Source organism: Thalassolituus sp. UBA2009, from assembly GCF_002335285.1.
In the GTDB taxonomy this organism is placed as follows: Bacteria; Pseudomonadota; Gammaproteobacteria; order Pseudomonadales; family Oceanobacteraceae; genus Venatoribacter; species Venatoribacter alkanivorans.
The window spans coordinates 25,949-48,420 of the sequence record NZ_DDCJ01000143.1 but is presented as its reverse complement, the minus strand read 5'-3'; the positions used below and the strand labels follow the sequence as shown (position 1 = coordinate 48,420).

Here is a 22,472-nt window from a genome sequence, read left to right as displayed (position 1 = left end):
TACTGCTGCCGGCGCGCAGGGTATCCGCAACCACAGCTCCGGACGGAACCGCGGTGTTGCCGGCTGTTTATTGTTATTCGAGTTTTTCGACACACTCTGCGGCGGCCGGTGTTTCGGCACAGCGCAGTTTACGCATCAGGCGCAGCATATTGCCGTCGTAAACGCCTTCATCACGCAGAGAGATGCGTACATTGCGCAGCATCTGGTTGTATTTATCATGATCATCCTGTGTCAGATCGACCCAGTATTTCTGATCAATTTCGGCAGTGTCCTTATCGATATATTCGCGCATGCGATCGAATACGCTGGCGATTTTCAACCGTGATTTCTGGCCGAATTCTGCCGGGAAACGGTCTTTATGCAGAATCAGCTGGAAGTCCAGATAGGCCAGATTAAAGCGCAGAATACCGCCCTTATTACCCAGGCCCTTGTACATTTCCAGCGGCTTGTAAGCCACCGCCGGCGCGTAAGCCGCATCCACACTGCCGTTATTGAACTTACCGGAGAAGTTAGCCGAGTTGGACGGCACCACCGAAGCACCAACATGATTGACCAGCTTCATCGATGGTTCATCGTATTCAATGGTGGCAATGCGCTTACCCGACAGCTCTTCGACCGAATCAACGGTGCGGTCGCGCAGGAACAGATAAATAGGCCCCGCCGGCAGAATACCCGCTACTTCATAGCGGCCTTCAGTCATAAACTTCGCCGCTTTCGGTGAGGCAATGGTATTCACCAGATTGCGCATCACGTCATCACTCGGCACACCACCAATGGCTTCAACCGTAGCGGTAAACTTGTTGAACGGACGCGCACGCGCGCCGGTCATCAGCACCGCGTCACATTGCTCGGCTTTAAAGTCATCGACCGCGATTTTTTCATCGGTATAGGCGCGCAGGTGGAAATCCACACCCCATTCCAGTGCAATGGTGCTGTAGTCTTTGGTCATGCCATAGATTGAACCATTGGCGCCCAGTGGGTCATACACACAGAATGTACGTTTTTCCAGTGCTCCGAAGGCCAGTTGACTGGTACCCAGAGCCATCAGCAGTAATGCCCGTAACATATTCAGTCCTCCAGCAGATCGTCGATATCCAGGGTGTTCGCTTTTGGCTGAACATCATCCCAGAAAGTACCCAGACCACCGGTCGGTGTGCGGGCGCCGGTTGCTTCCGTCCACAGACGGTCGGATACAGCCATAATCTGACGGCTGGCCATAATATCCATCATGCGGTAATCCGGATTGCTGGAAGTGGTCTTCAGCGAAGCTGCATGGCGGCGGATAGCATCACGCAGCTGCTCGGTGTTGCCTGAACCGTCGGCAATCACCACTTCGATGGCATGGGCCATACGCACACCGGAGGCGGTGGCAATACGGCTGGCGTTAGCCATTTCCTGCCATGGGTCGGTGCCCTTCGGAGCGGTGTCCGGCATCATTACCCAGATACCGGCCTGCAACGCCTGTGGCAGGCCCCACCAGCGCACGTTATCCACACACTGCAGACCACGAACGGCTTTCATGGCGATGTCTTTCGGTACGTTAACGCTGCTCTGTGAACGCAGGTCACTCATTACCGACTGCATACCGGCAATAGAGCCCAGTACCCAGTAAATTTCTTCATCTTCACTCAGATCAGGACACTTATCGCCCGGCTCGCCAAACTCGGCCACCATGTGCTGATACGCCATGTACTGGCGGCTGGCTGCCACAGCAAAGGCGCGTTTTTCGCGGATACGGGCATCTTTGGCTTCGGCAATGTTCTGGCTCTTAAAGGCCCGTACGTAGGTCAGTGCTTCTTCATGGGCTTTTTCTTCTGCACAGGAGCCGGACATCATGTACATAGTCACCGCCGCGCGGTCCGGAGCAAAAGTGACTTCAGAGAACGATATCAGCGTCGGTGCCATAGCCGTGGTCATGCCGCAGGCCATCTCCGGGTCGCTGCTTTTCATGGTATAGGGAATCGCATACTCTTCGGTGTAATCGTATGCAAACCAGCCGGTTGTTTTGTAGATCATGCTGCAGCCGGACATGCTGCTGATCGCCAGCACTGCCAGCGAAATACGCGCGAGGAAAGACATGACGCCCCCATTTTCTGATGAGTAATTTTTTTTATTCTGTTCAGGATAACGGTCATCCTGATGGGTCTTACCTGAGTGTCTGGCACTGTGGTTAAGCCCGGCCCCAGTCTAACGCTTAAGCCGCCAAAAAGCTTGGCCCAGTAGTCATCGGGCCCGCGACAATAGAGTCAATCAAGGGTCTTAGAAAGGTTAAAATGCGCCAACAGCCAGCATCTCCGCACCGTCAAAAGCGTGCACAAAACGACACGTTACCGGCTTCAGAACACAGCCGGGCGCTGCAGCAACTGCTCGACCAGCATTTCGCGCTGGCCAGTCAGCGTGTGGATACGGTCTATCGCCGCCACTTTGCTCCGGCCAGAGCGGTTTTTGCCCGCCACTGGCGCCACCGCCGCGATATTCCCGGCGATCTTCTCGCCCTGCCACGCACGCTGCTCGGTCTGCTGCACCGCCGTCCGGGAGGCATTGCCAGCCCCAGTGGCAAGCAACAGGAAATGCGCCGTATTCTGGAGCAGGAGCTGCTTGATCTGCCCGCTCTTGAAGCCAGCCTGCAGCAATACTGTGAGCGTATCATCGAGCATTACCGTCATGACCTTGAAGACCAGCAGGCACTGACGCCGGCACAACGGCAGGAATTCGAGCGCTATGTTGAACATCAGCTGGTACGCCTGCATCTGCCCAGCGAAGGGCTGCGCGAAGGCATGCTGGCACTGACCATCATGCTCACCGGCCGCCTACTGGGCGATAAAGCCATGCTCAGCAGCGCCGCAAGCCTGGGCGGCACCGTCGCCGGCAGCGTGTATCTGGGCCAGCAGAGTTGGTGGGGAGCGTTCTGGGCCGGCTGGTTCGGTGTACCGGCCTGGGTCAGCTGGGTCGGAATCGGCAGTGGTGTTCTCTCCGCCCTGCTGTTATCGCCATTACTGGCACCGGGGGTTGAATGGGGCATGAACCGCCTGCGCGCCCGACGGGTGCTGCAGCAGACGGTGCAGCAGGCACAGGAAAAACTGACCAGTAAAGACGGTGTGCTGCTGGCCAGCCGGCTCGGCGTTTATCTGCAGTTATTGCCGGATCTGGCGCAGTTTCTGACGCGGCTGAAAAGCTGACTCAGGCCAGATCCGCTGACCATTGCCGACAAAGCGTTGTCATAAAACAAACACTTGGCAAGGAGTCTGCGTGACGCCATAGTAACTGAAGGCGTGTTTTTGCTGTCGCATAAGCGACACATGCATAGCGGCGGCAAAGCGTACCGATCACCCACGGAGGGAGGGTAAGTTGCTACCCGAGAGCAGTATCAACCTGCCAGGATATGGCAGATACAGAGTGCGGGCAGGCCACACAAACCTGTGCACACAGAGTATGCAACCACCGACGCTGAACCTCAGTTGCAACGTCCACTCCCCTTCCATCGTTGTTCACCCCCTTGTCACTCAACCCGTTAACCCTTTCGTCGCAAAAACCATCGTACTGCAATCCGCTCGGCCACACCCAACCAGACCTCAACCCACCAGCCAAGCCATTGACGACCGCAAGCCCGACCCATTGCGCGCGCTGTGCGCACCGTGGCATTCCGCCATTTCTGTATCTGATCAGCCCAACCTGCAACCAGGAGAGTGCTTATATGGCCGCAAGTAAATCCGCAACCAAGCTGTACGTTCTGGACACCAATGTTCTGATTCATGATCCGGCCGCGATCCTGAATTTTGAAGAGCATCAGGTGGTGATCCCTATGACCGTTCTGGAGGAGCTGGATAAACTGAAAATGGGCAAAGCGTCCATTGCCACCGACTGCCGTGAGGCAATCCGCAAGATCGACCATATCATCGGTGATGCCACCCCTACCGAAATCGCCAAAGGCGTGCCCATTGCCCGCCCGGATGGCTCGGTACAGGGCCATCTGTCTATTCTGCTGGATAACTTTGAAGCGCCTAACCGCTCACTGCCACCCGACCTGAACGACAACAAGATCATTAACAGCCTCGTAGGGCTGCAGGAAAAATACCCGCGCCGGGAAGTTGTTCTGATTACCAAAGACATCAACATGCGCCTGAAAGCCCGCGGCTGTGGCGTCGGTGCACAGGACTACCAGAACGACCAGCTGCTGACCGACGTATCCCTGCTGGAAACCGGCTATCACGCCTTTGCCGATTCGTTCTGGGAAACCCAGTCACAGGTTGAAACCTTCCACGATGAAACCGGCACCTACCACCGCGTACCACTGGAAAACCTGCCCGACGAACTCTATGTGAACCGCTTTATCGTCGACGAGAAGGGCTTTATCGGCCGCGTGGTGCTGATTGAGGAAGGAACCGCCCTGCTGCAGGATCTGCCGGCCGAGCAGCTGTTATCGCAAAGTGCCTGGGGGCTGACACCGCGCGATATTCCGCAGGCACTGGCCCTGCATCTGCTGATGGACCCGGAGGTACATCTGGTCACCCTGACCGGCCAGGCCGGTTCCGGTAAGACCATTCTGGCACTCGCTGCAGCCATCGAAATGACCGTCGCCACCAAACAGTTCCGCCGCATTATTGCCACCCGCTCAACCCGCGGACTGGATGAAGATATCGGCTACCTGCCCGGCACCGAAGCGGAGAAAATGGAGCCCTGGCTGGGCGCCATCACCGATAACCTTGAGGCACTCCACAATGACGATGAGCACGCCACCAGCAGCGTCGACTACATTCTGCAAAAAGTACCGCTGCAGTTTAAATCGCTGAACTACATCCGCGGACGCAGTTTTCAGCACAGCCTGATTCTGATTGATGAATGCCAGAACCTGACCCCGCATCAGATGAAGACCATCATCACCCGTGCCGGCGCCGGTTCAAAAGTGGTTTGTCTGGGGAATCTGGCGCAAATCGATACGCCTTATCTGAATCCGATCAGCTCAGGTCTGACCTATCTGATTGAGCGTTTTAAAGAATTCAGCAGCGGCGGCACCATTCACCTGGAAGGCTCACCAAGGTCCATTCTGGCGGAATATGCAGAGACCCATTTATAACGGTTATTAAGGAGTTACCGAGTATCAGATCTTTGACGATATAAGAAGTCTGAACTATATAACTAACAGGGCTTTGAACATGCCAGCATGATTCAAAGCCTTTTTTATCGCCCCTAAATTCACCATCCCGGAGAGATCCACGGAAGGTTCATATTATGAAAGCACTTGTATTCGCCGCCCTTACTGCCCTGTCCGCCAGCGTTGTTGCTGCGCCGGCAGAAGAAACAATCTACGAACTGGAATTTGAAACCGATTCCAACTGGACCAGTATTGAAATCCGCGACGATGCGGCCTTCGTTAATGCGCCCGCCGGCGAAAGCATGAATGTGACCGCCAAAGATGGTTTGCGCTCGTTTACGATTTCGCCGAAAAAAATCCACCTGCGCTCGCGCACCCGTGGTCTGGTAAACATGAATCTGTTTGTAAAATCCAAGAATAACGTGCTCGGCCTGACCATCTGTAAAGGTTCACCCAGCAGCTATACCTGGATCAAATCCGGCCAGTCAAAGCAGAAAAACGATCTGAAAGAAAAAGATCACTGCGAGCAGGCTGCACTGGTACTGCAGCTGTTCTGATAACAGCCATCCGGAAAATCGCCCCGCCACCTGAAACGCCAGACGTTTCTGCCAAGCTGCGGGGCTTTTTTATGCCCGTGCCCTGCAGTCAGTGTTCCAAAATATCGCGCCGGAAATCCCCTTTAAACATCGGGATCTCATGCAACTCCTGCTCCCCCTCCATGCTGAAGTACATCGCACTCTGCTCCGGCGGAAAGATTTTCACATTGCCCTGAGTACTGATCGGACGCGCTCCGTGCATCATATCTTTCAGCATCAGATAAATTTCTTCGTAACTGTCACCACGCAGCTCAACTTCGACTTCAGTGGTAAAACGGAATGACATCTTAGCCATGGCGCGGCCCTCCTCTTCAGGCTGTTTTCTGAGCCTAACCCAGAGACAGGAAAAAGCCGCGTGAAAGCCAGCACATAGACACATACAACCTAATCAACCCGGGCAAAAGAGCAGGAAGCTATAAAACAGCGCTGTTACACTTTGCAGGACAATGATGAGGAGAGGTTATGCAACGAATTGCCATTTACTGCGGTGCGCGCAGCGGTAACGACCCCAAATACGCTAAGGCTGCCGGGCACCTAGCGCGCTATCTGGCAAAACAGGGTATCGGTATTGTCTATGGTGGCAGTAACAGTGGTCTGATGGGCATTATTGCCGATACCGCACTGGCCGAAGGTGGCGAAGTCATCGGTGTGATTCCCGACTCACTGCACAAGCGGGAAGTGGCCCACCGCGGCCTCACTACCCTGCATCACGTCGCCGGTATGCATGAACGTAAGGCGCTGATGGCTGATCTGGCCGATGCTTTTGTTGCCTTACCCGGCGGTATCGGCACACTGGATGAGCTGATTGAAATCTGGTGCTGGGCCGGCATGGGTGCACACAGCAAACCCTGCGCCTGCTATGAGGTGGATAACTACTGGCAGCCACTGTTTGATCTGCTCAGCCATGTTCAGCAGGAAGGCTTTGCCCACGGCGAACGGCAACTGCTGCGCGCCAGCACTCCGGAGCAACTGCTGGCCAGCCTGCAGGCCGGCCACTGACTCTGAAAACGATCCGGGCTTAAACCTGCTGCGCGACGTCCAGTGGCTCGCCTTCATTCAGCAGGTGACGGCTCTCTGCCGCAAAGCCCGCGCCGACCTCGGAGTAGTAGTTAAAAGCCACATCCACGCCGAGTTGTAACAGCTCGGCACGCTCATCTTCATAACGCGCAACCGCAGCGACTTTGCCCTGATAACCGGCAAGCTTCAGCATTTCCAGCGTGCTGCGCATTTCGGTCTGGGAAGGCAGTGCCAGCATCACCAGACGCACGCCCTGAGTACTGACTTTCTGCCAGAATTCCATATCATCGGAGTCGCCGACCACCACATTGAAACCTTCGGTTTTCAGCGCAGCGACACGCTCAGCATCCGACTCCACACCCCAGACCCGGCTGCCGTATTCACGCTCCAGTGCACAATAGGCACCTTTACCGACACGGCCCATACCAAGAATCAGTACTTTGGCTTCTTTCGGTTGCTCAAATCCCTGATGGGTTCCCGGCCGTTCGAAACGGTTAATGCTGTCTTTACGCAACGCATAAATATGGTGCGCACGACGGTAAATAAAGCTGCTGAGAATAAACGACAGCGACATTACCAGCGCGATAATTACCAGCCAGTCTTCACTCAGCCAGCCACGGTTGACGCTGAGACTGGCCACAATCAGTCCGAATTCGCTGTAGTTGGTCAGCGCCAGTGCGCTCAGATAAGACGAACGGCCAGACACACTGAAGCGCGCCAGCAAGGCAAAAAACAGCACAAATTTCACCGCCAGCAGAGCGGTCAGAAGTAACGCCGTCATCGCCATATCAAGGCTCGGCAAGGCGGTAAAGCCAATGGACAAAAAGAAGCCGATCAGGAACAGGTCTTTGAAGTTCATCAGCACTTTATACAGCTCGGCTGATTTGGCATGGGACGCCAGTAACATGCCGACCAGCAAGGCGCCCAGGTCGCCCTTCATATTCACCAGGGTAAACAGTTCAGAGCCGCCCAACGCCAGGAAAAACCCCAGCAACGGCAGTAACTCGCCGTGTCCGGCCTGACTGACCAGACGATGTAACAGCGGTTTGATCAGAAACAGACCGAACAGGCCGAAAGCCCAGACCGATGGCGTTTTACCGGTTGAAGCCACCAGAAACACCACCGCCAGAATATCCTGAATCACCAGAATACCGACCGCGATCTTGCCATGACGGGTTTTCAGCTCGGAGGCTTCCTCCAGCATTTTCACCACACAGACCGTGGACGAAAAGCTCAGGGCAAAGGCCACCAGCAGCGCCGCTGTCAGCGGAATATCAAAGTAATGGCTCAGTCCCAGCCAGGCTGCCAGCAACAAGACACCCGCCAGTAACACCACCCAGACACCGGTATGCAGCACACTGGTCAGCCACACTTCCTTTTGCATCAGCGCACGGATATTCAGCTTCAGGCCGATGGTAAACAACATCAGGGTAATCCCCAGATCGGCCAGCGCCTGCAGGCTGCCAACCGGTTGCACGCCCATCGCATGCAAACCAAAACCGGCCAGCAGGTAGCCGACCAGGGGCGGCATTCCCAGTTGCTTGACGACGAAGCCACAAAGGAACGCCACTAATACCCACAAATAATCCATGCAAAATCCTGTTACTGATTAAGTCTCGCGCCCAGTATAGCGCGGGCGGAAAACCAGCAGCCTGACCGGTGTCAGGCCCTGTGTGCACAGTGCCAACTGTTTCCGGAGGCAGCACTGTGTCAGAAGAAGACGGCGGTACGCAGATAACCTTTGGTCTCCCCCAGATCCTCATCCAGACCGCGGGCTACCCCGAGAGAGACGGGTAACACCAGGTTGTAGCCCAGCACCACATCAATGCCAAGCTCAGCGCCAACGGCACTCAGCTCTGGCCGCTGCTGACCGCGGAACCAGGCACTGGCTGTCTGCGCCCAGGCGCCGAGGGAGATGTCACCCAATCCCAGCGGAATCATGCCCCAGTTGCGTTCAACCCGGGTCAGGAAGCGGTTAACACGCAGCACGCCGTTGTAATACTTGTGGCCAATCTGCACATTGTCCTCATAGCCCGGCAAGGCAAACTGATCGCGGCCAAACAGCAGGGCTTCCTCGCCATTATTACCGCCCAGGGTAAAAGGCTCCGCCGTGCGTTCTGCCACACCACCGGCCAGACCCAGACTCAGCGTATTACGCCCGGGCAGGTCGAAGGTGTGCTTCACACTCGCCTGCCACTGATAACCGTCGTAATCGCTGTTCAGCACATCATTGGTTTCGTACACCAGATCGGCATAGGTTCCCCAGCCGATGCCCGGTACATTGCGGTACAGTTCGCGGTTATCGAAACTCAGCGCAACACCGGCGAGGGTTTCTTCATAGCCTTCACCACGATCAATTCCCGCGGGCGCCCGTTCGATTTTTTCATGATCGGCAACCAGCCCCAGATGCAGCTGCAACTGATCTTCAAAGGCATCCAATACATGGTCACGGCGGACGATCAGCAAATCTTCGCGCTTGGCATAATAATCATCGTCCAGCCCGGTATTCAGGTCGGTGTAGCTGTGAGTACGGTTCCAAAGCAGCGACCAACGGTTGTCATACAAGTAGCTGGCAGATACATCCGCCCAGTCCTGTTTGAAATCCCATAAGGCGGCAATGCTGTAGGTATGACGGCCCACCGCATCATTGCCACTGGTGGCCAGACCCAAAGCGGAAGAGTAATCGTCAAAGCTGAATAACGGCAGCCAGTACTTAGGCGCCAGCGTCGGCCAGGGTGAATAGTCACTGCGCTCAGAAGGCACCACGCCGCTGACCGCCGGCGGATAATCATAGCGCCCCTGACGGCTGGCAATACTGAAACTGGCCAGCGCCCGCGGTGTCAGGATTTTCAGCTGATAACCTTCACTGGTGTAATCCTGATACGCCACCTGTCCATTCAGCCAGCGCGGCTGAAACGCACCGCCGACCACCTGTGTCCATTGATCTACCATGCCGGTTGCCGGCTGCAGCACATAGAGGTTAAACACGCCGTCGTAGTCGGCGCTGTAGAGAATACGGCCATCGGGCAGAAACTCCGGCTGATGCTCAGTCGCCCGGGTGTCCGTTAACGCCTGCCAGCGCAATGTGCCCAGGTCGAGACGCTCCAGATTCCAGCCCTGCTGTGGCCGCTTGACCGACGCCACCAGTGATTGTCCGTCCGGCGCCACATCGAAGCTGCCCAGCACCGTCTGATCCCCGCCCTGCCATAACATGCGGGCATCACCATCACGCTGCAATCGCCATAATTCACTCAGGCCATGCACCTTGCGGCTGCCGATCAGCTGCTGTCCGTCTGCCAGCCAGCGGATTTTACGCAGGCGCAGATCTTTGCTGATCCGCTTCCAGCCGCTGTCCTCCGACCAAAGAAAGACATCATTCAGGTCACGGCCACTGGCATGGCTGATCAGGCGTGAGACAGCCAATGTGCCATCGGCGGCGATATCGGCATCGGTTACGCCTTTTGTTGCTGTCAGCGGCTGTACAGACCAGCCATTACCGGCCGGGCCGTCCGGCTGCCAGCGGCTGATCTCCACCCGGTCTTCACCGTTATCAATCACCTGCAGCAGCGAACCCTGTGCTGCGGCGGTCACCTGCTGCGTATTGCTCAGTACCGGCAAAGCATCGCCGGAGATTTCCCGCGCCCGCAGCGTTTCTGTGGCTGGAGTGAAGCTGGCCAGCAGCCACTGCCGGTAGTCATTCCACAGCGACGGAAAGGATTTGCCAAACACCTTTTTGGCGACGTAGTTCTGCATCACATAAGGAATCAGCTGACCGCTGAACTGGTTGAGATAACGGCTCATCGTCTCTTCGCCGTATGTTTCCGCCAGGTACTGCCAGAAATAGGCGCCGTATAAATAATGTTTGCCGCGTGGCCAGTCGCGCAGTGGCACCACCACCTGATTCAGGTCGTCGCCCTGATGACTGTCCAGCTCCATGCGCATCTGCATGGCATAGACACTGCCGTCGAGACGGCCATATCCCAGCTTGCGGTTGGTTTCCAGATAGACCGCCAGCCCTTCGGTAAACATCGACGGGGTAAACACATGTGGGAACAGCCAGAACAGACGGCCAAACACTTTACGGCCGCTGCGGGTCACGCCACGGCTCATATTCATATGCAGAATATGCACATACTCGTGACGGATCAGACCGTGCAGCCATTCATCCATATGTTCGAGCCCGGCAACATCCTCAGCCGGACTGGCAAACAGGCGAATCTGCACAAAAGGAAACGGCGTGGCCCAACCGTTGGAATAGTCGTAATCATCCACCAGCACCATCTGCGTGCGCTCGTCCGGTTCCTGTGTGAAAAACGGCACCAGTTCATCGTGTACGCGCTCGGCAATGGTCAGCGCGTGTTGCGCCATCTGATCGTAGCGGGCCGGATAATGCAGCTCGAAATGCGCTGACGTGCGGGTCTGCCAGTTGGTATCCGTGCGATCCCAGGCGGCCGGAATAGCCAGTCCCTGACGACTCAGCAGAGTGAATAACAACAACAGTATTGCACGACAGATAACAGCTCCGTTCATGGCCCGGCTTCCCTGAAAAATGGTTGCCCGAAAATAGCGGATTCGTATGACAACAACAACTGCAACAACAAGCACAACAACAACCGTCCCACGCTGCTTGCCGCACGGATTAGGCTGACATAGAGTAGAGATCTGCAGGCACTTACCAATGCGCCTGACAGCAGGGAAAAACCGGTCACCGATTGCGATAAAAAACCTGTTCACAGCCGGGAGAAATATCATGTCATGGTCAGACATTTATCGTCGCTACGCCCGCTATAACCGGACAATGAATCAGCAACTGCTTGAGGCCTGTATGCCCTTAAGCCGTGAGCAACTGGAAAAATCCTGCGGTCTTTATTTTGACTCACTGCTTGGTACCTGGAATCACCTGCTGGTAACCGACATTCTCTGGCTCAAACGTTTATCTCTTATTTTTCCCATCCTTGAAGAGCTGCATGATCTGCCCACTCCGGGCGCATTAAACGTGATCTTCGCCCCCGATCTGAACAGCCTGCGTCCACTGCGCGAACGCCTCGACGATACCTATATCCGCTGGTGCGATCTGCTGCGTGCCGATGACGCCCGCGATGTATTGCAGTACACCAACAGCCGCGGCGAAGAGATGGCCAAACCACTGGATCTGGTGCTGCAGCATATATTCAATCATCAGACTCACCACCGCGGTCAGATCACGGCTGAACTGAGCCGCCTGGGAGTCGACTTCGGTATTACCGACCTGCTGCTGACTGCGGATCTTAATGACTGAGTACCGGCGGAGCGGACCGGTGAAAATAATAACAATAATAAAAAGTTGCTAAGGAGCAGCCGTGCTTAACCCTAATATCTGGCGCAGTCAGCAACGTGATTTTCATTGGCAGGGACTGCGTGTCGGCTTTCACGATGAAGGGCAAGGTCCGGCACTATTGTTATTGCATGGTCTGCCAGGCAGCAGCTGGGACTGGCACCGTCTGTGGCCGATGCTGGCCGGACAGTTCCGCCTGATCTGCCCCGATCTGCCCGGCTGTGGTGACTCCGATAAACCCTCCGAATACAGTTACCGCTTACAGGATCAGGCTCAGCTGGTGAGTGATTTACTCGGGCACCTTAATATCCGCCAGTGCCAGATTATCGGCCATGACTACGGCGCCAGCCTTGGCCGCCAGCTGCTTAAGTCCCCCGGCGATATCGAATTTGGCCGCTGCAGCTGGATTGCCGCTCGCCGCGGCGGCGAAGCGCGCTACTTTCTCTGGCGTGAACTCTGGCTCGCCGGACCGCTGGGCCCACTGCTCAGTCACTGCATCAGTGAAGGTCTGTATGGTCGTTATCTGGAAACCCTGAGTGGTCCTTTCACTCCGATAAGCAGTCAGACCCGGCAGGACCTGTGGCAATTATTATGTGCCCATCAGGGGCTGCAGGTTTTGCCGCAGCTGCTGCACTATCGTTATGAACTGCCACTCAGCAGCGAAACCAGTATGGCCAGCAGCAATACGCAGCAGTACATCGACGGAGAATATGATCCACTGAGCAGACACAGCAAAAGCTACGGCGCGCTGCGGGTAAAAACCGGTCACTTTCCGCATCTGGAAGATGCTGAACATCTGGCCATGCTATTAACGGACTTTCATCGTGATAATGATGCCGGCAGTCAGGCGGTCTTTCAGAACCTGCTCAACGGTCAGTAACAGTAAGCAGCAGGAACATCAGAGAAAACGCAGACTTTCAGCGGCAATAATGGCCAGCAACGCCAATACAAACCAGCCCCAGTGACGGAACACCGGCTGCGGCAACGGATCAGTGATGGCATTGGCCTGATCGTACTCCAGCATCAACCGCCGCCCCGCCTCGTAATCAACGTCGTTCACCAGAACCCGTACATAATTCTGCACCGGCAGCTCACCCAGACCACCCGTCAGGTGAGCCCCTTCGATAAATCCCTGAATACGATGCTGCTCAAGCAGCCCGAGCACCAGATGGGCTTCCAGTGTATCCGCAGCCTGGTAAACACACTTCATTCATCGGCCTCATACGTCAGGGATTCAGATAGGATTCTGCCCTGCTCAGCGAAAAACGGTAAATCGGATAAGGTCCGGCAGCGAGAATCTCTTCACGACTGTGGCCGATCACCTGATGCAAAGCGGAACAGGTAACATAAAGATAGTCGCCCTGACGGCTGAAGCCATCCGGCCAGCGCAGATCCACACTGCGCAACAGCGTCTGTAATTCACCATCCGGCGTGCGGCGCACAATCGCTGAATGTTCCAGATCAGACAGATAGACATTACCGGCGGCATCCATTGCCATACCATCGGTCATGGTTTTCGCACCCAGGCTTTCCACGCGGGAGCTCAGCGTTGCATGGGGCAGTTCTGTATCAACAAGATCCGCCACCCGGATACGGTACAGCTGGTCAGCCGCAACGGCAGCAAAGTACAGCCACTCATTGGCGTCATCCAGTGCGATACCATCCACCCCCGGATTAACCGTAAAAAGTCCGTACAGGGTCATCGCCTGGCCCTGCACCACGGGTTCAAACTCTCCGGCGCGAACGCTGACATCGCTCTGCAGCAGGCGGCGGCTGCTGTTGCTGATCCGGTCGTACACCACCAGAGCAGGGGTGCGTGCCAGCAGGCTGGCATCAGTGATAAAGAAATAGCGGCCATCGGCGCTGATGCGGAAATCATTGGCGTGGGCGCCCAGCGGAAACACATCGCGTGGAAAGCGATAGCTGTGCAGCAACTCGCGGCTGTTAATATCAAAGGCCAGCAGACGTACGCTGTTCAGCGCATGACGGCCATTATCCAGCAACCACAATTCATTGTTATGCAGGCGCAGCGACAGCACTTCATTCAGCGCACCTTCTTCGCTGCCGCCGGGTTGCCATTGTAACGACGGGAAAGCACTGACTTCGCCATCCGCCCATAAAGCGACGTTGGTTTTTGGTGAGGCTTCCGGGTGAAAGGTGAAGAAGATCCGCTGATCAGCGGCCACCGCCAGATTTCCGGGAGGTTCAGGCAGGCTGGCGACCAGCTCCAGCTCGGTCGATGGCAGACGCGGTGCGCCACTGCGATCCGGGAATGAAGCACTTTCTACATACACCTGGCGCAGCGTGCCAAACAGCAGGACCAACAACAGCAATACAGCAATAATCCAGCGACTGATCATGACGACTCCTTTGTTATTTTTAATCTGGACGGACAGTCATTCGCGGAGCACAAAGTAGCAAAGTTTGCCGCCCAATGGAAAACCTGCGCCATATAACCGCGCAAGACCACTCCCGGTAATCCAGCTGTGCTACCCGCACTGCAGCACATAGGGTAAAGTGCCGCGTTTTATCCGGGGGCCGGTGATCACACCGGGCATGCAGTGGATCTCGATATTCTTTACCTCGATAACGAACTGGTCGTTATCAACAAACCCAGCGGCCTGCTGGTACACCGCAGCGAAATTGACCGCCATGAAACCCGTTTCGCCCTGCAGCTGCTGCGTAATCAACTGGGGCAACGGGTATACCCGGTACATCGTCTGGATAAACCCACATCCGGTGTTCTGGCTTTTGCCCTGAGCCAGGAAATGGCCAGCCTGATTACCGACCAGTGGCGCCAGCGCGCCGTAGATAAACGTTATCTCGCCATCGTCCGTGGCTGGATGCCCGAGTTTATCCATCTCGATAAACCCATGGCACCACCGGTCGATAAATACGCCAAACATGAAAGAATCAAACCCGAGCAGGAAGCCATCACTGATTTCCGCTCGCTGGCCCATGCCGAAATTCCGGTCTTTATCGATAAATACCCGCAGTCGCGTTATTCGCTGGTCGAGTGCATTCCACACACCGGACGTAAGCACCAGCTGCGCCGTCACCTGAAACACCTCAGCCATCCGATCATCGGTGACGCCCGTTATGGCAAAGGCCGCCACAGCCGCTATTTCCGCGATCAGTTGCAGGCGCCACGCTTGCTGCTGCACGCCTCACAGCTGACCATGAGCCACCCTGTCAGCGGTGAAACGCTGGTATTCAATGCCCCATTGGATGGCATCTGGCGGCGTCTGGTTCAGCACTTGGACTGGTACGACGCCCTGCCAGAAGCATTGCGTTTCAATGAGCAGGATACGCCGCATCCATCGCTGGATTGTTTCCTGAATGTCACGGATGAGGACGACGAAGAGAGCGTCTGAAGGGCCGGAAAAACCATCCACAACGGCGCCGGGTCGCGCCGTTTCTGGTTTTCTTTGGGTTATCAACAAAAACTGTGGGTAATTCTCTGGGTAAGTTTCTGATAAGTGCCACAAATCCAGTATTCATGCGGCTTCAGGTCAGATTGGCTGAAATAACAACAACAGCCAAATCTTATATAATTCAATGGCTTATATACTCCCTCCCGATTTGTTTCAGTTTTTTGACTTTTGAATGTCCGTTCAAAAAGAGAGACCCAGCGATGTGCATAACCACTCGGAGGTATATTTTTTAAGTCAAGGGAAAAACAATGCCAGTTGCGCTGAAAATGTCCTCAGTGCCCAGCAGGAAGGGCTGCCAAAATGTCCACAATTTCTGTGCATAACTTTGTGAGTAAGCTCTTGGAAAGTATCCCTGTTTCGCATAAACAGAGGCCCCACCTTAGATTGATCACTTTTTAACCAACATTAAAAATCCTTATTTTTCAACGACTTATAAAAATCAATAGTCATTTTGCCTATTTTCAGGCCAAATTTCTCCGGAATGAACAAGCCTATGGCCCAGTGTGCATAAGATGCATCATCTGAGTTCATCCTGCGCCAAAATAGAGCCTCCGGTTGCACCAGACCCGCCCCCGTCACTCAGCCTGAGAATAAAAGGCCTAGACGGTAAGTAATCACTTCCCTTAAAAATCTGTGGATAATTCAGGGGGTAAATTCTGAAAAAAGCCGCTGCCATCTGAGCGATGGAATGAAGAGCCAGCTCATAGGCTGCAATCGGTCAGAAAATATCCATAGAAAACAGACTGTTATAGTTTTAATACAAAGGTACTAATTTAATGGGGTGAATGTGAAGTAAATCGGTGCGCTGTGCATAACCTTGCAAAAAGGTATAAAAAAACCTCCCGCAGGAGGTTTTCAGGTATTCCAGTAAACGATACTGAAATTACATCACGCCGAGGCGACGGGCGAGATCATCTGCCGGCATATAACCGGGGAACAGACGGCCATCATCAACCACGATCGCCGGAGTACCGGTTACACCCACTTCCTGGCCAAGATCGTACTGGGCAGCAATAGGAGCACCACAGTCTTTGCTCTTGTCCATCATCGCCACAACCTGTCCCTGCAGGGCACGGTACTGGTCTTCCAGTTCTGCTGAACCACCAGACTGGCGCAGACGCTGACCCAGCATATTCATGTCACGCTGAGTGTTCTTCATGCTGGTCATTGCGGACTTGCGATCAGCCTGACACCAGACATAGTTAATCTTGCGATAGGAATCGGTCAGCTCGCCATTGCGCGGATCTTTGATACCGGCACGTGGATAAGCCAGATAACGCACAGTAATACCCAGCTCGTTCAGGCGTGGGATTTCCTGATGCAGCTTCTGGCAATAGCCACAGTCAATATCGGTAAAGACGTTGATCAGGGCTTTCTGTTCACCCTTGGCTTTGAATACAACCGTCTGACTGTCAGTGACGGCCGCCAGGCGCTCAGCACGCTTCGGATTGTTACGGTTCTGGGTGATGTTCTGCGGACCTTCGGCACTCAGCTCATACAGCTCATCACGGTAAATAAAGTGACTCAGATCCGGTGTCATGTGCATAACAGAACCGTCAATCAGGACCACTTCCAAAATCTGGTTGCCAGCCAAAGGCGCAACTTCACGTACCTGCAGACGCGGACCGAAAGCCTGCACCAGTTTGGCTTCGACCTGCTTGTCGAGCGGCAGCGCTTTGTCAGCGGCGGCGCCCATTGCCGGTAACGTCAGGCTCAGGCCCAGCGCGGCGGCTAAAAGTGTTTTCTTCATTACTGCAACCTTTACGTCATCATTCAGGCTTGGAGGCCCAGAGCCCTTGTTTGTTCCGGGCCCTACCCTTTCAAATGCGCCTGCCAGTGTCAAGAAAGTAAGTGTCAAACCAGACAGCAGTATATCAGCCGTACGTGCTTTTCTGATGACAAACACTGCACAGATATAACAACAAACATAAAAACGGGCATAAAAAAACGGGCCAGAGGCCCGTTTTTTCTGCAAGAGAAGGATTAAACCTTTTCTTTGATACGTGCAGACTTACCGCTACGCTCACGCAGGTAGTACAGTTTCGCCTGACGCACGTCACCGCGACGTTTAACAGCCAGGCTGTCAATCATCGGGCTGTGAGTCTGGAAAGTACGCTCAACGCCCACACCGTGGGAGATTTTACGTACAGTGAATGCAGAGTTCAGGCCACGGTTACGCTTACCGATAACTACGCCTTCGAACGCCTGCAGACGCTCACGGTTACCTTCTTTTACTTTAACCTGCACAACAACGGTATCACCGGTGCTGAATGCAGGGATGTTGTCTTTCAGCTGCGCATTTTCAATCTGCTGAATGATTGGGTTCTTGTTGCTCATTGTTCGCTCCTTAACAGTCTGCTGAGTTCTGTTCTAGCTCTTGCAGATACTCTGTCAATAACCTTTGTTGCTCGTTTGTCAGTTCCAGCGCTTCCAGTAAATCCGGTCTGCGCTGCCAGGTTCTGCCCAGTGACTGCTTAAGGCGCCACTGGCGGATCTTTTCGTGGTTGCCACTCAGCAACACGTCCGGTACGGCCTGCCCTTCGTAAACTTCCGGGCGGGTGTAATGTGGACAATCCAGCAAGCCTTCCATAAAGGAGTCCTGCTGTGCCGACTGGTCATGCCCCAGCACGCCGGGTACCAATCGGATCACGGCATCCATCAGCGTCATGGCAGCCAGTTCGCCACCACTGAGAACAAAATCGCCAAGAGACCACTCTTCGTCGACTTCGCGCTCAATCAAACGCTCATCAATACCTTCGTACCGTCCGGCCACCAGAATCAGTTTGTCGCGCTGAGCAAGCTCTAACACGCCGGCCTGATCCAGCTTGCGTCCCTGAGGTGATAAATAAATCACCTTAGCGCCTTCCCCCGCGGCCGTTCTGGCTGCGTGGATGGCATCCTGCAGAGGCTGAATTTTCATCAGCATGCCGGGGCCGCCGCCGTATGGACGATCGTCCACGGTCTGGTAGTTATCGTAGGCGAAATCACGCGGATTCCAGCATTCGATACTCACTTTTTCCTGTTTGACTGCCCGCCCGCTGACACCATGGTCGGTGAGTGCGCGGAACATGTCAGGAAAGAGGGAAATAACCCCAAACCACATAATTACAACACCGGGCTTAAAAATCCGGGTCCCAGTCAACCTGGATTTCACCGTTATCCAGATCAACTTCAAGAACGATTGTTTCTGCGTATGGAATCAGACGTTCGCGCTTATCAATGCTGCCTTCGCAACCTTTTACGCTCATCACCTGATTACCGCCGCCGGAATCAAACAGTTCTTTCACCTGGCCCAGCCACACGCCGTCGGTGTTAACCACCTTCAAGCCTTCGAGCTGGAACCAATAATGTTCGTCTTCTTCGAGTTCCGGTAACTCCGAAGTAGGTACACCGATTTCAATCTGGGATAACGCCAGAGCGGCATCCCGGTCGGTAATTCCTGCCAGAGCTACAGCCAACCCTTTTGGCTGGAGTTTGCTGTCGGTCACCTTGAATTCGCGCCACTGTCCGTTAATACGTAACAGCCAGGTCGGGTAATCCAGGATGTTGGTCATGGGATCTGTGTACGAATACACCTTCACCCAGCCTTTAATACCAAATGCGGTGGTTACTTTACCGAGGACGGTGATTTCCTCACCCGCAATCTGGTCGTTCAACATCAGAACTCCGGTCGTCGCCAATTAAGCCTGAGCTTTTTTGGCTTGCTTCAGTAAGCTAGCTACGCGATCAGTTGGCTGAGCACCTTTGGCCAACCAGTATTCAACGCGTTCCGCATCGATGCGGAAAGCAACTTCCTGGCCGCGAGCAACAGGGTTAAAGAACCCAACGCGCTCGATAAAGCGACCGTCGCGAGGGCTACGCGCGTCAGCTACGTTAATGTGATAAAAAGGACGTTTTTTAGAGCCACCACGGGCCAAACGGATTACTACCATAGTTTCAGATCACTCCGATCGTTTATCAAGGGACAGGTTTTGGGATCGCCTGCCGTTCATCAACTCATCTGCCCCAACACCATTACAGCGGCATGTTATGCACGCAAACATGGCATCCAGCCAGACGAGACCTAATAAAAGGGCGCGTAGTGTATAAAATCTGCCCTGCTGCCACAAGCATTCATTCACGCCTCAGACAGCACTGTCTTTGAGTTTGTTACGGTACAGCCATTGTTTAACCAGCAGCGCGGTCAGCGGGAAGGTCAGAATGTACAGGGCCACCACCGTCCAGCTCAGATCCAGCCACCAGCCAAGTATCAGAGCAACGCCAACAGCCGAGTCGATCTGATCAAGGGCGATAAACCAGTAACGCTGTTCTTCCGGCACCTGCCCCGGCGCAATGCCCAGCCGGCGCTTAAACCAGGAATTGGGCAATTCGCCGAGAATATAGCCAGCGCCGGCAACCGCACCGGCCAGCAGCAGTGAGTAACCACTCCACACGGTCGGCCAGCCCAGCGCCTGAAATATCAGTTCCAGTGGCCACAGACAGAGCGCGCCCAGCGCCGTCAGCAGCGGCACCAATAAAACGCCGCGCCAGGTTTTGTTGGCACCAAAGGCCGATTTCCACACCGGCCGGGCAAGAGAAGGCAGCACGTCATTGCTGACACACCACATATGCGCCACACCGCCAATCACCACCGGCACCTGCAGGTACAGCGCCATCAGCAGCGGATGCAACGGCGCCTGTGTGCCCTTAGCCGCCAGCGTGGTGGCGCACAGCAGCGAGAAACCACCCAGCGTAATCCACAGCATCTGTGCCAGTGAGGTGAACTTAAAGAACGGCCGGGCGCGCAGCATCTGTACCGAAAACCACAGCAGCACCAGCGCCAGCAGGCCTTTAATAAAGGCAGTCCAACCCAGCCAATGCTCCAGCAATACCAATGGCGCAATAATCAGCAGACTCCAGAATACCGGCATGCCCAGATAGGCCGGACGGGCGCTGCCCTTACTCGCATCCTCAATATTGCCGGTCTGATTGAATACCGACAGACGGATACAACCCGCGGCGACCATAGTCACCAGCGCCACGGCATAAGCACCATCAAAACCCCACTGCAGTAAAATCAGCGCCGGACTGACCAGATAAATCAGCACGTCCATAAAACCATCGAGGTAACGACCAAACTCACGGGTCAGCCCCCAGCGCCGGGCCAGCAAGCCATCCAGCGCATCGGCGGTCATCGCCAGAAACAGCAACGCCAGCGCCGTCAGCAGCTCCTGTTGCAAGGTAAAAAACAAGGCCAGCAAGGTCAGCGGAACACTGCTCAGGGTGATCAGATCAACCCGGTTCAGGCGGATAATCCAGCCACCGGCCGGTAAACTGCTCATATTGATGTACTCTCCGTTTTGTTCCAGGTAACCACCATGTCGGTACGGCCTGCAGCCGCCATCTGACGCAGCAGCGGACGGTCAATCTTGCTGTTGTGGCGACCATCCACCGGCATGTACTTCAGTCTGGCAACCTGCCATTCACCGGCCGGCAGCAAAGCCAGCAACGCACTTTTCAGGTTTTCCAGAGGCTCGTCACAACACAGGAACAGCCAGCTCTGCTGTTCATAGCCAATCAGCGCGCTGCGCTGTACACCGGCCAGCGCATCCAGCTGTTGCTCCAGCCAGAGCGGCTGCAAACGGCGCTGGCTGCCAAGCTGCACCGCATCTTTTACCCGGCCACTGAGCCACAACCTGCCCTGTTCATCGAGCCAGCCGGTATCGCCGGTACGGTGCCAGACCAGGCTATCGGCGCGCGGGATTTTGTTTTCTGCATCGGCCTGAGGGTTGTGGTAATAACCACGCAGCACATGACGGCCGGCGACCAGAATTTCGCCCTCTTCGCCCACATCACAACGGCCATCCCGCACATGATGTTCATTAACAGGGCTTTCGTTAACCAGACTTTCATTGAGAAGGGCATCGCTGTTTGCAGGCAGATTGCAGATCAGCACATCGGTGTCTTCGGCAATATCGCCCACCAGCAAAGCGGCCACACCGGGCTGCCCGTCACTGTGCAGATAATCCTGTAGCAGCAATGAGGCGATGGGCTCAGCTTCGGTGGAACCATAGGCAATACGCGCATAGGCATTGGGGAAGACCTGCAACAGATCGCGCGCCAGCAGCTGACTGACCGGCGCACCGCCAATTACCAGACTGGTGATCTGCGGTAAGGTCGTCTTACGCAGTAACAGCTCATCACAAAGGGCGCGGAAATAGGCCGGCGCACCACTGATGCGGGTAACACCCTGCTGCTGCCAGCGTGTCAGAACCGCTGCCGCATCCACCTGTGCCGGAGCGGCCAGATCCACCTCTGGCAAACAGCTGCTCATGCCGCAACTGAGGTTATGCAGCACCATCACCGGGAAACACGGGCTGTCACGCTCGCCATCGGCATCCGGCCAGTGATGGCGAATCGCGGCATGCTGGGCATCCAGACTGGCATGAGTCCGGTCGGCGCCTTTCGGCCGGCCGGTACTGCCGGAGGTAAAAGAAATAAGACCGTGATCGCCTGTGGGAGGCACCGCCAGCTGCGGCCATGTGCCGCTATCAACAGACGCCAGCTTGCCCTTAAACGCCGCCAGCGCTTTACTCAGCGAACGACTTCCTAACGTTGTCCGGTCAATACTGAAGCGCTTTAAAGACCAGAGCTCAGGAATCAGCCAGAACCAGCGCAACAGCGCCTGCATACTGACAATCGCCACCGGGCGGGCATCGGCCAGTGCCATACGGATTTTCTTGCGGCCCATGCCGGTATCGATAAACACCGCCACCAGACCGGAGGCCAGCAAACTCAGCACCACCGCATACAGGTCAACCGACGGCCGGGCGATCACCACCACCCGCTCGCCGGGCTGCAATCCCTGCTGCTGCCACAGTAACTGCAACGCACTCACACGCTGCATCAGCTCACCATAGGTACATTGCTCAGCGCCCAGACAACGACGCCCCTGCATTAATGGAATATCCAGCGCCAACCGCTGCGGATTACGCCGTGCCTCCTCAAGCACATGACGGCAGAAATTCAGCCCGCTCATA

Annotated in this window: 21 protein-coding genes; 7 read left to right on the top strand and 14 right to left on the bottom strand. The window is 55.2% G+C overall.

The annotated features are described in order from the left end of the window. Positions 1 to 73: 73 nt before the first annotated feature. Both B3P58_RS17380 and B3P58_RS17375 read right to left on the bottom strand, forming a co-directional pair. Complete coding sequence (locus B3P58_RS17380) at positions 74 to 1,066, bottom strand: putative solute-binding protein (RefSeq protein WP_145465873.1); 993 nt, start codon at positions 1,064 to 1,066, stop codon at positions 74 to 76. A gap of 2 nt (positions 1,067 to 1,068) precedes the next feature. Next, positions 1,069 to 2,079: a hypothetical protein gene (locus B3P58_RS17375; RefSeq protein WP_230330508.1), complete on the bottom strand. Its 1,011-nt coding sequence runs from the start codon at positions 2,077 to 2,079 to the stop codon at positions 1,069 to 1,071. 194 nt (positions 2,080 to 2,273) lie between these two features. On the opposite strand from B3P58_RS17375, the gene B3P58_RS17370 reads away from it, so the two are divergent. The 3 genes from B3P58_RS17370 (at position 2,274) to B3P58_RS17360 (ending at position 5,649) form a co-directional block, all read left to right on the top strand. Next, positions 2,274 to 3,179 (top strand): hypothetical protein, encoded by a 906-nt coding sequence (locus B3P58_RS17370; protein WP_230330507.1) that lies wholly within the window; start codon positions 2,274 to 2,276, stop codon positions 3,177 to 3,179. A gap of 515 nt (positions 3,180 to 3,694) precedes the next feature. Further along, on the top strand, positions 3,695 to 5,074 hold the full coding sequence (locus B3P58_RS17365) for a PhoH family protein (RefSeq protein ID WP_145465878.1): 1,380 nt from the start codon (positions 3,695 to 3,697) through the stop codon (positions 5,072 to 5,074). A gap of 155 nt (positions 5,075 to 5,229) precedes the next feature. Continuing rightward, a complete protein-coding gene (locus B3P58_RS17360) occupies positions 5,230 to 5,649 on the top strand; it encodes a hypothetical protein (RefSeq protein ID WP_145465880.1) in 420 nt (139 codons plus the stop codon). Between the two features lie 88 nt (positions 5,650 to 5,737). On the opposite strand, the gene B3P58_RS17355 is transcribed toward B3P58_RS17360, so the two are convergent. Next, complete coding sequence (locus tag B3P58_RS17355) at positions 5,738 to 5,983, bottom strand: hypothetical protein (protein ID WP_145465882.1); 246 nt, start codon at positions 5,981 to 5,983, stop codon at positions 5,738 to 5,740. A gap of 167 nt (positions 5,984 to 6,150) precedes the next feature. Between B3P58_RS17355 and B3P58_RS17350 the strand changes: the two genes are divergently transcribed. Further along, a complete protein-coding gene (locus tag B3P58_RS17350) occupies positions 6,151 to 6,687 on the top strand; it encodes a TIGR00730 family Rossman fold protein (protein WP_225693451.1) in 537 nt (178 codons plus the stop codon). A 19-nt stretch (positions 6,688 to 6,706) separates the two neighbouring features. Here the strand turns inward: B3P58_RS17350 and B3P58_RS17345 are convergent, their stop codons facing one another. Both B3P58_RS17345 and B3P58_RS17340 read right to left on the bottom strand, forming a co-directional pair. Then, on the bottom strand, positions 6,707 to 8,296 hold the full coding sequence (locus tag B3P58_RS17345; RefSeq protein WP_145465886.1) for a cation:proton antiporter family protein: 1,590 nt from the start codon (positions 8,294 to 8,296) through the stop codon (positions 6,707 to 6,709). Positions 8,297 to 8,415: 119 nt separating this feature from the next. After that, positions 8,416 to 11,235, bottom strand: a complete 2,820-nt coding sequence (locus tag B3P58_RS17340) for a hypothetical protein (protein WP_230330506.1) — start codon at positions 11,233 to 11,235, stop codon at positions 8,416 to 8,418. A 220-nt stretch (positions 11,236 to 11,455) separates the two neighbouring features. On the opposite strand from B3P58_RS17340, the gene B3P58_RS17335 reads away from it, so the two are divergent. Then, positions 11,456 to 11,983, top strand: a complete 528-nt coding sequence (locus tag B3P58_RS17335) for a DinB family protein (protein ID WP_230330505.1) — start codon at positions 11,456 to 11,458, stop codon at positions 11,981 to 11,983. Positions 11,984 to 12,044: 61 nt separating this feature from the next. After that, a complete protein-coding gene (locus tag B3P58_RS17330; protein WP_230330504.1) occupies positions 12,045 to 12,899 on the top strand; it encodes an alpha/beta hydrolase in 855 nt (284 codons plus the stop codon). Between the two features lie 18 nt (positions 12,900 to 12,917). Here the strand turns inward: B3P58_RS17330 and B3P58_RS17325 are convergent, their stop codons facing one another. Together B3P58_RS17325 and B3P58_RS17320 are read right to left on the bottom strand one after the other, a co-directional pair. After that, a complete protein-coding gene (locus B3P58_RS17325) occupies positions 12,918 to 13,229 on the bottom strand; it encodes a DUF2007 domain-containing protein (RefSeq protein ID WP_145465894.1) in 312 nt (103 codons plus the stop codon). Positions 13,230 to 13,245: 16 nt separating this feature from the next. Next, positions 13,246 to 14,379 carry an SMP-30/gluconolactonase/LRE family protein gene (locus tag B3P58_RS17320; protein ID WP_145465896.1) on the bottom strand — a complete coding sequence of 378 codons (1,134 nt, stop codon included), beginning with the start codon at positions 14,377 to 14,379 and terminating at the stop codon, positions 13,246 to 13,248. A gap of 201 nt (positions 14,380 to 14,580) precedes the next feature. On the opposite strand from B3P58_RS17320, the gene B3P58_RS17315 reads away from it, so the two are divergent. After that, positions 14,581 to 15,393 (top strand): pseudouridine synthase, encoded by an 813-nt coding sequence (locus B3P58_RS17315; protein WP_230330503.1) that lies wholly within the window; start codon positions 14,581 to 14,583, stop codon positions 15,391 to 15,393. A gap of 943 nt (positions 15,394 to 16,336) precedes the next feature. Here B3P58_RS17315 and B3P58_RS17310 read toward each other — a convergent pair. The 7 genes from B3P58_RS17310 to B3P58_RS17280 all read right to left on the bottom strand — a co-directional run bounded on the left by B3P58_RS17310 (position 16,337) and on the right by B3P58_RS17280 (position 22,471). Further along, entirely contained in the window at positions 16,337 to 17,203 is an 867-nt protein-coding gene (locus tag B3P58_RS17310) for a thioredoxin fold domain-containing protein (RefSeq protein WP_145465900.1), read from the bottom strand. Between the two features lie 233 nt (positions 17,204 to 17,436). Then, entirely contained in the window at positions 17,437 to 17,790 is a 354-nt protein-coding gene (gene rplS / locus B3P58_RS17305; RefSeq protein WP_145465902.1) for a 50S ribosomal protein L19, read from the bottom strand. A gap of 10 nt (positions 17,791 to 17,800) precedes the next feature. Then, complete coding sequence (trmD, locus tag B3P58_RS17300) at positions 17,801 to 18,556, bottom strand: tRNA (guanosine(37)-N1)-methyltransferase TrmD (RefSeq protein ID WP_145465904.1); 756 nt, start codon at positions 18,554 to 18,556, stop codon at positions 17,801 to 17,803. 16 nt (positions 18,557 to 18,572) lie between these two features. Further along, positions 18,573 to 19,112 (bottom strand): ribosome maturation factor RimM, encoded by a 540-nt coding sequence (gene rimM / locus B3P58_RS17295; protein ID WP_145465906.1) that lies wholly within the window; start codon positions 19,110 to 19,112, stop codon positions 18,573 to 18,575. 21 nt (positions 19,113 to 19,133) lie between these two features. Then, positions 19,134 to 19,385, bottom strand: a complete 252-nt coding sequence (gene rpsP / locus B3P58_RS17290) for a 30S ribosomal protein S16 (RefSeq protein WP_145465908.1) — start codon at positions 19,383 to 19,385, stop codon at positions 19,134 to 19,136. Positions 19,386 to 19,577: 192 nt separating this feature from the next. After that, complete coding sequence (locus B3P58_RS17285) at positions 19,578 to 20,774, bottom strand: CDP-alcohol phosphatidyltransferase family protein (RefSeq protein ID WP_230330502.1); 1,197 nt, start codon at positions 20,772 to 20,774, stop codon at positions 19,578 to 19,580. Continuing rightward, a complete protein-coding gene (locus tag B3P58_RS17280) occupies positions 20,771 to 22,471 on the bottom strand; it encodes an AMP-binding protein (protein ID WP_230330501.1) in 1,701 nt (566 codons plus the stop codon). The genes B3P58_RS17285 and B3P58_RS17280 overlap by 4 nt, the downstream gene beginning before the upstream one ends. Position 22,472: the final 1 nt, after the last annotated feature.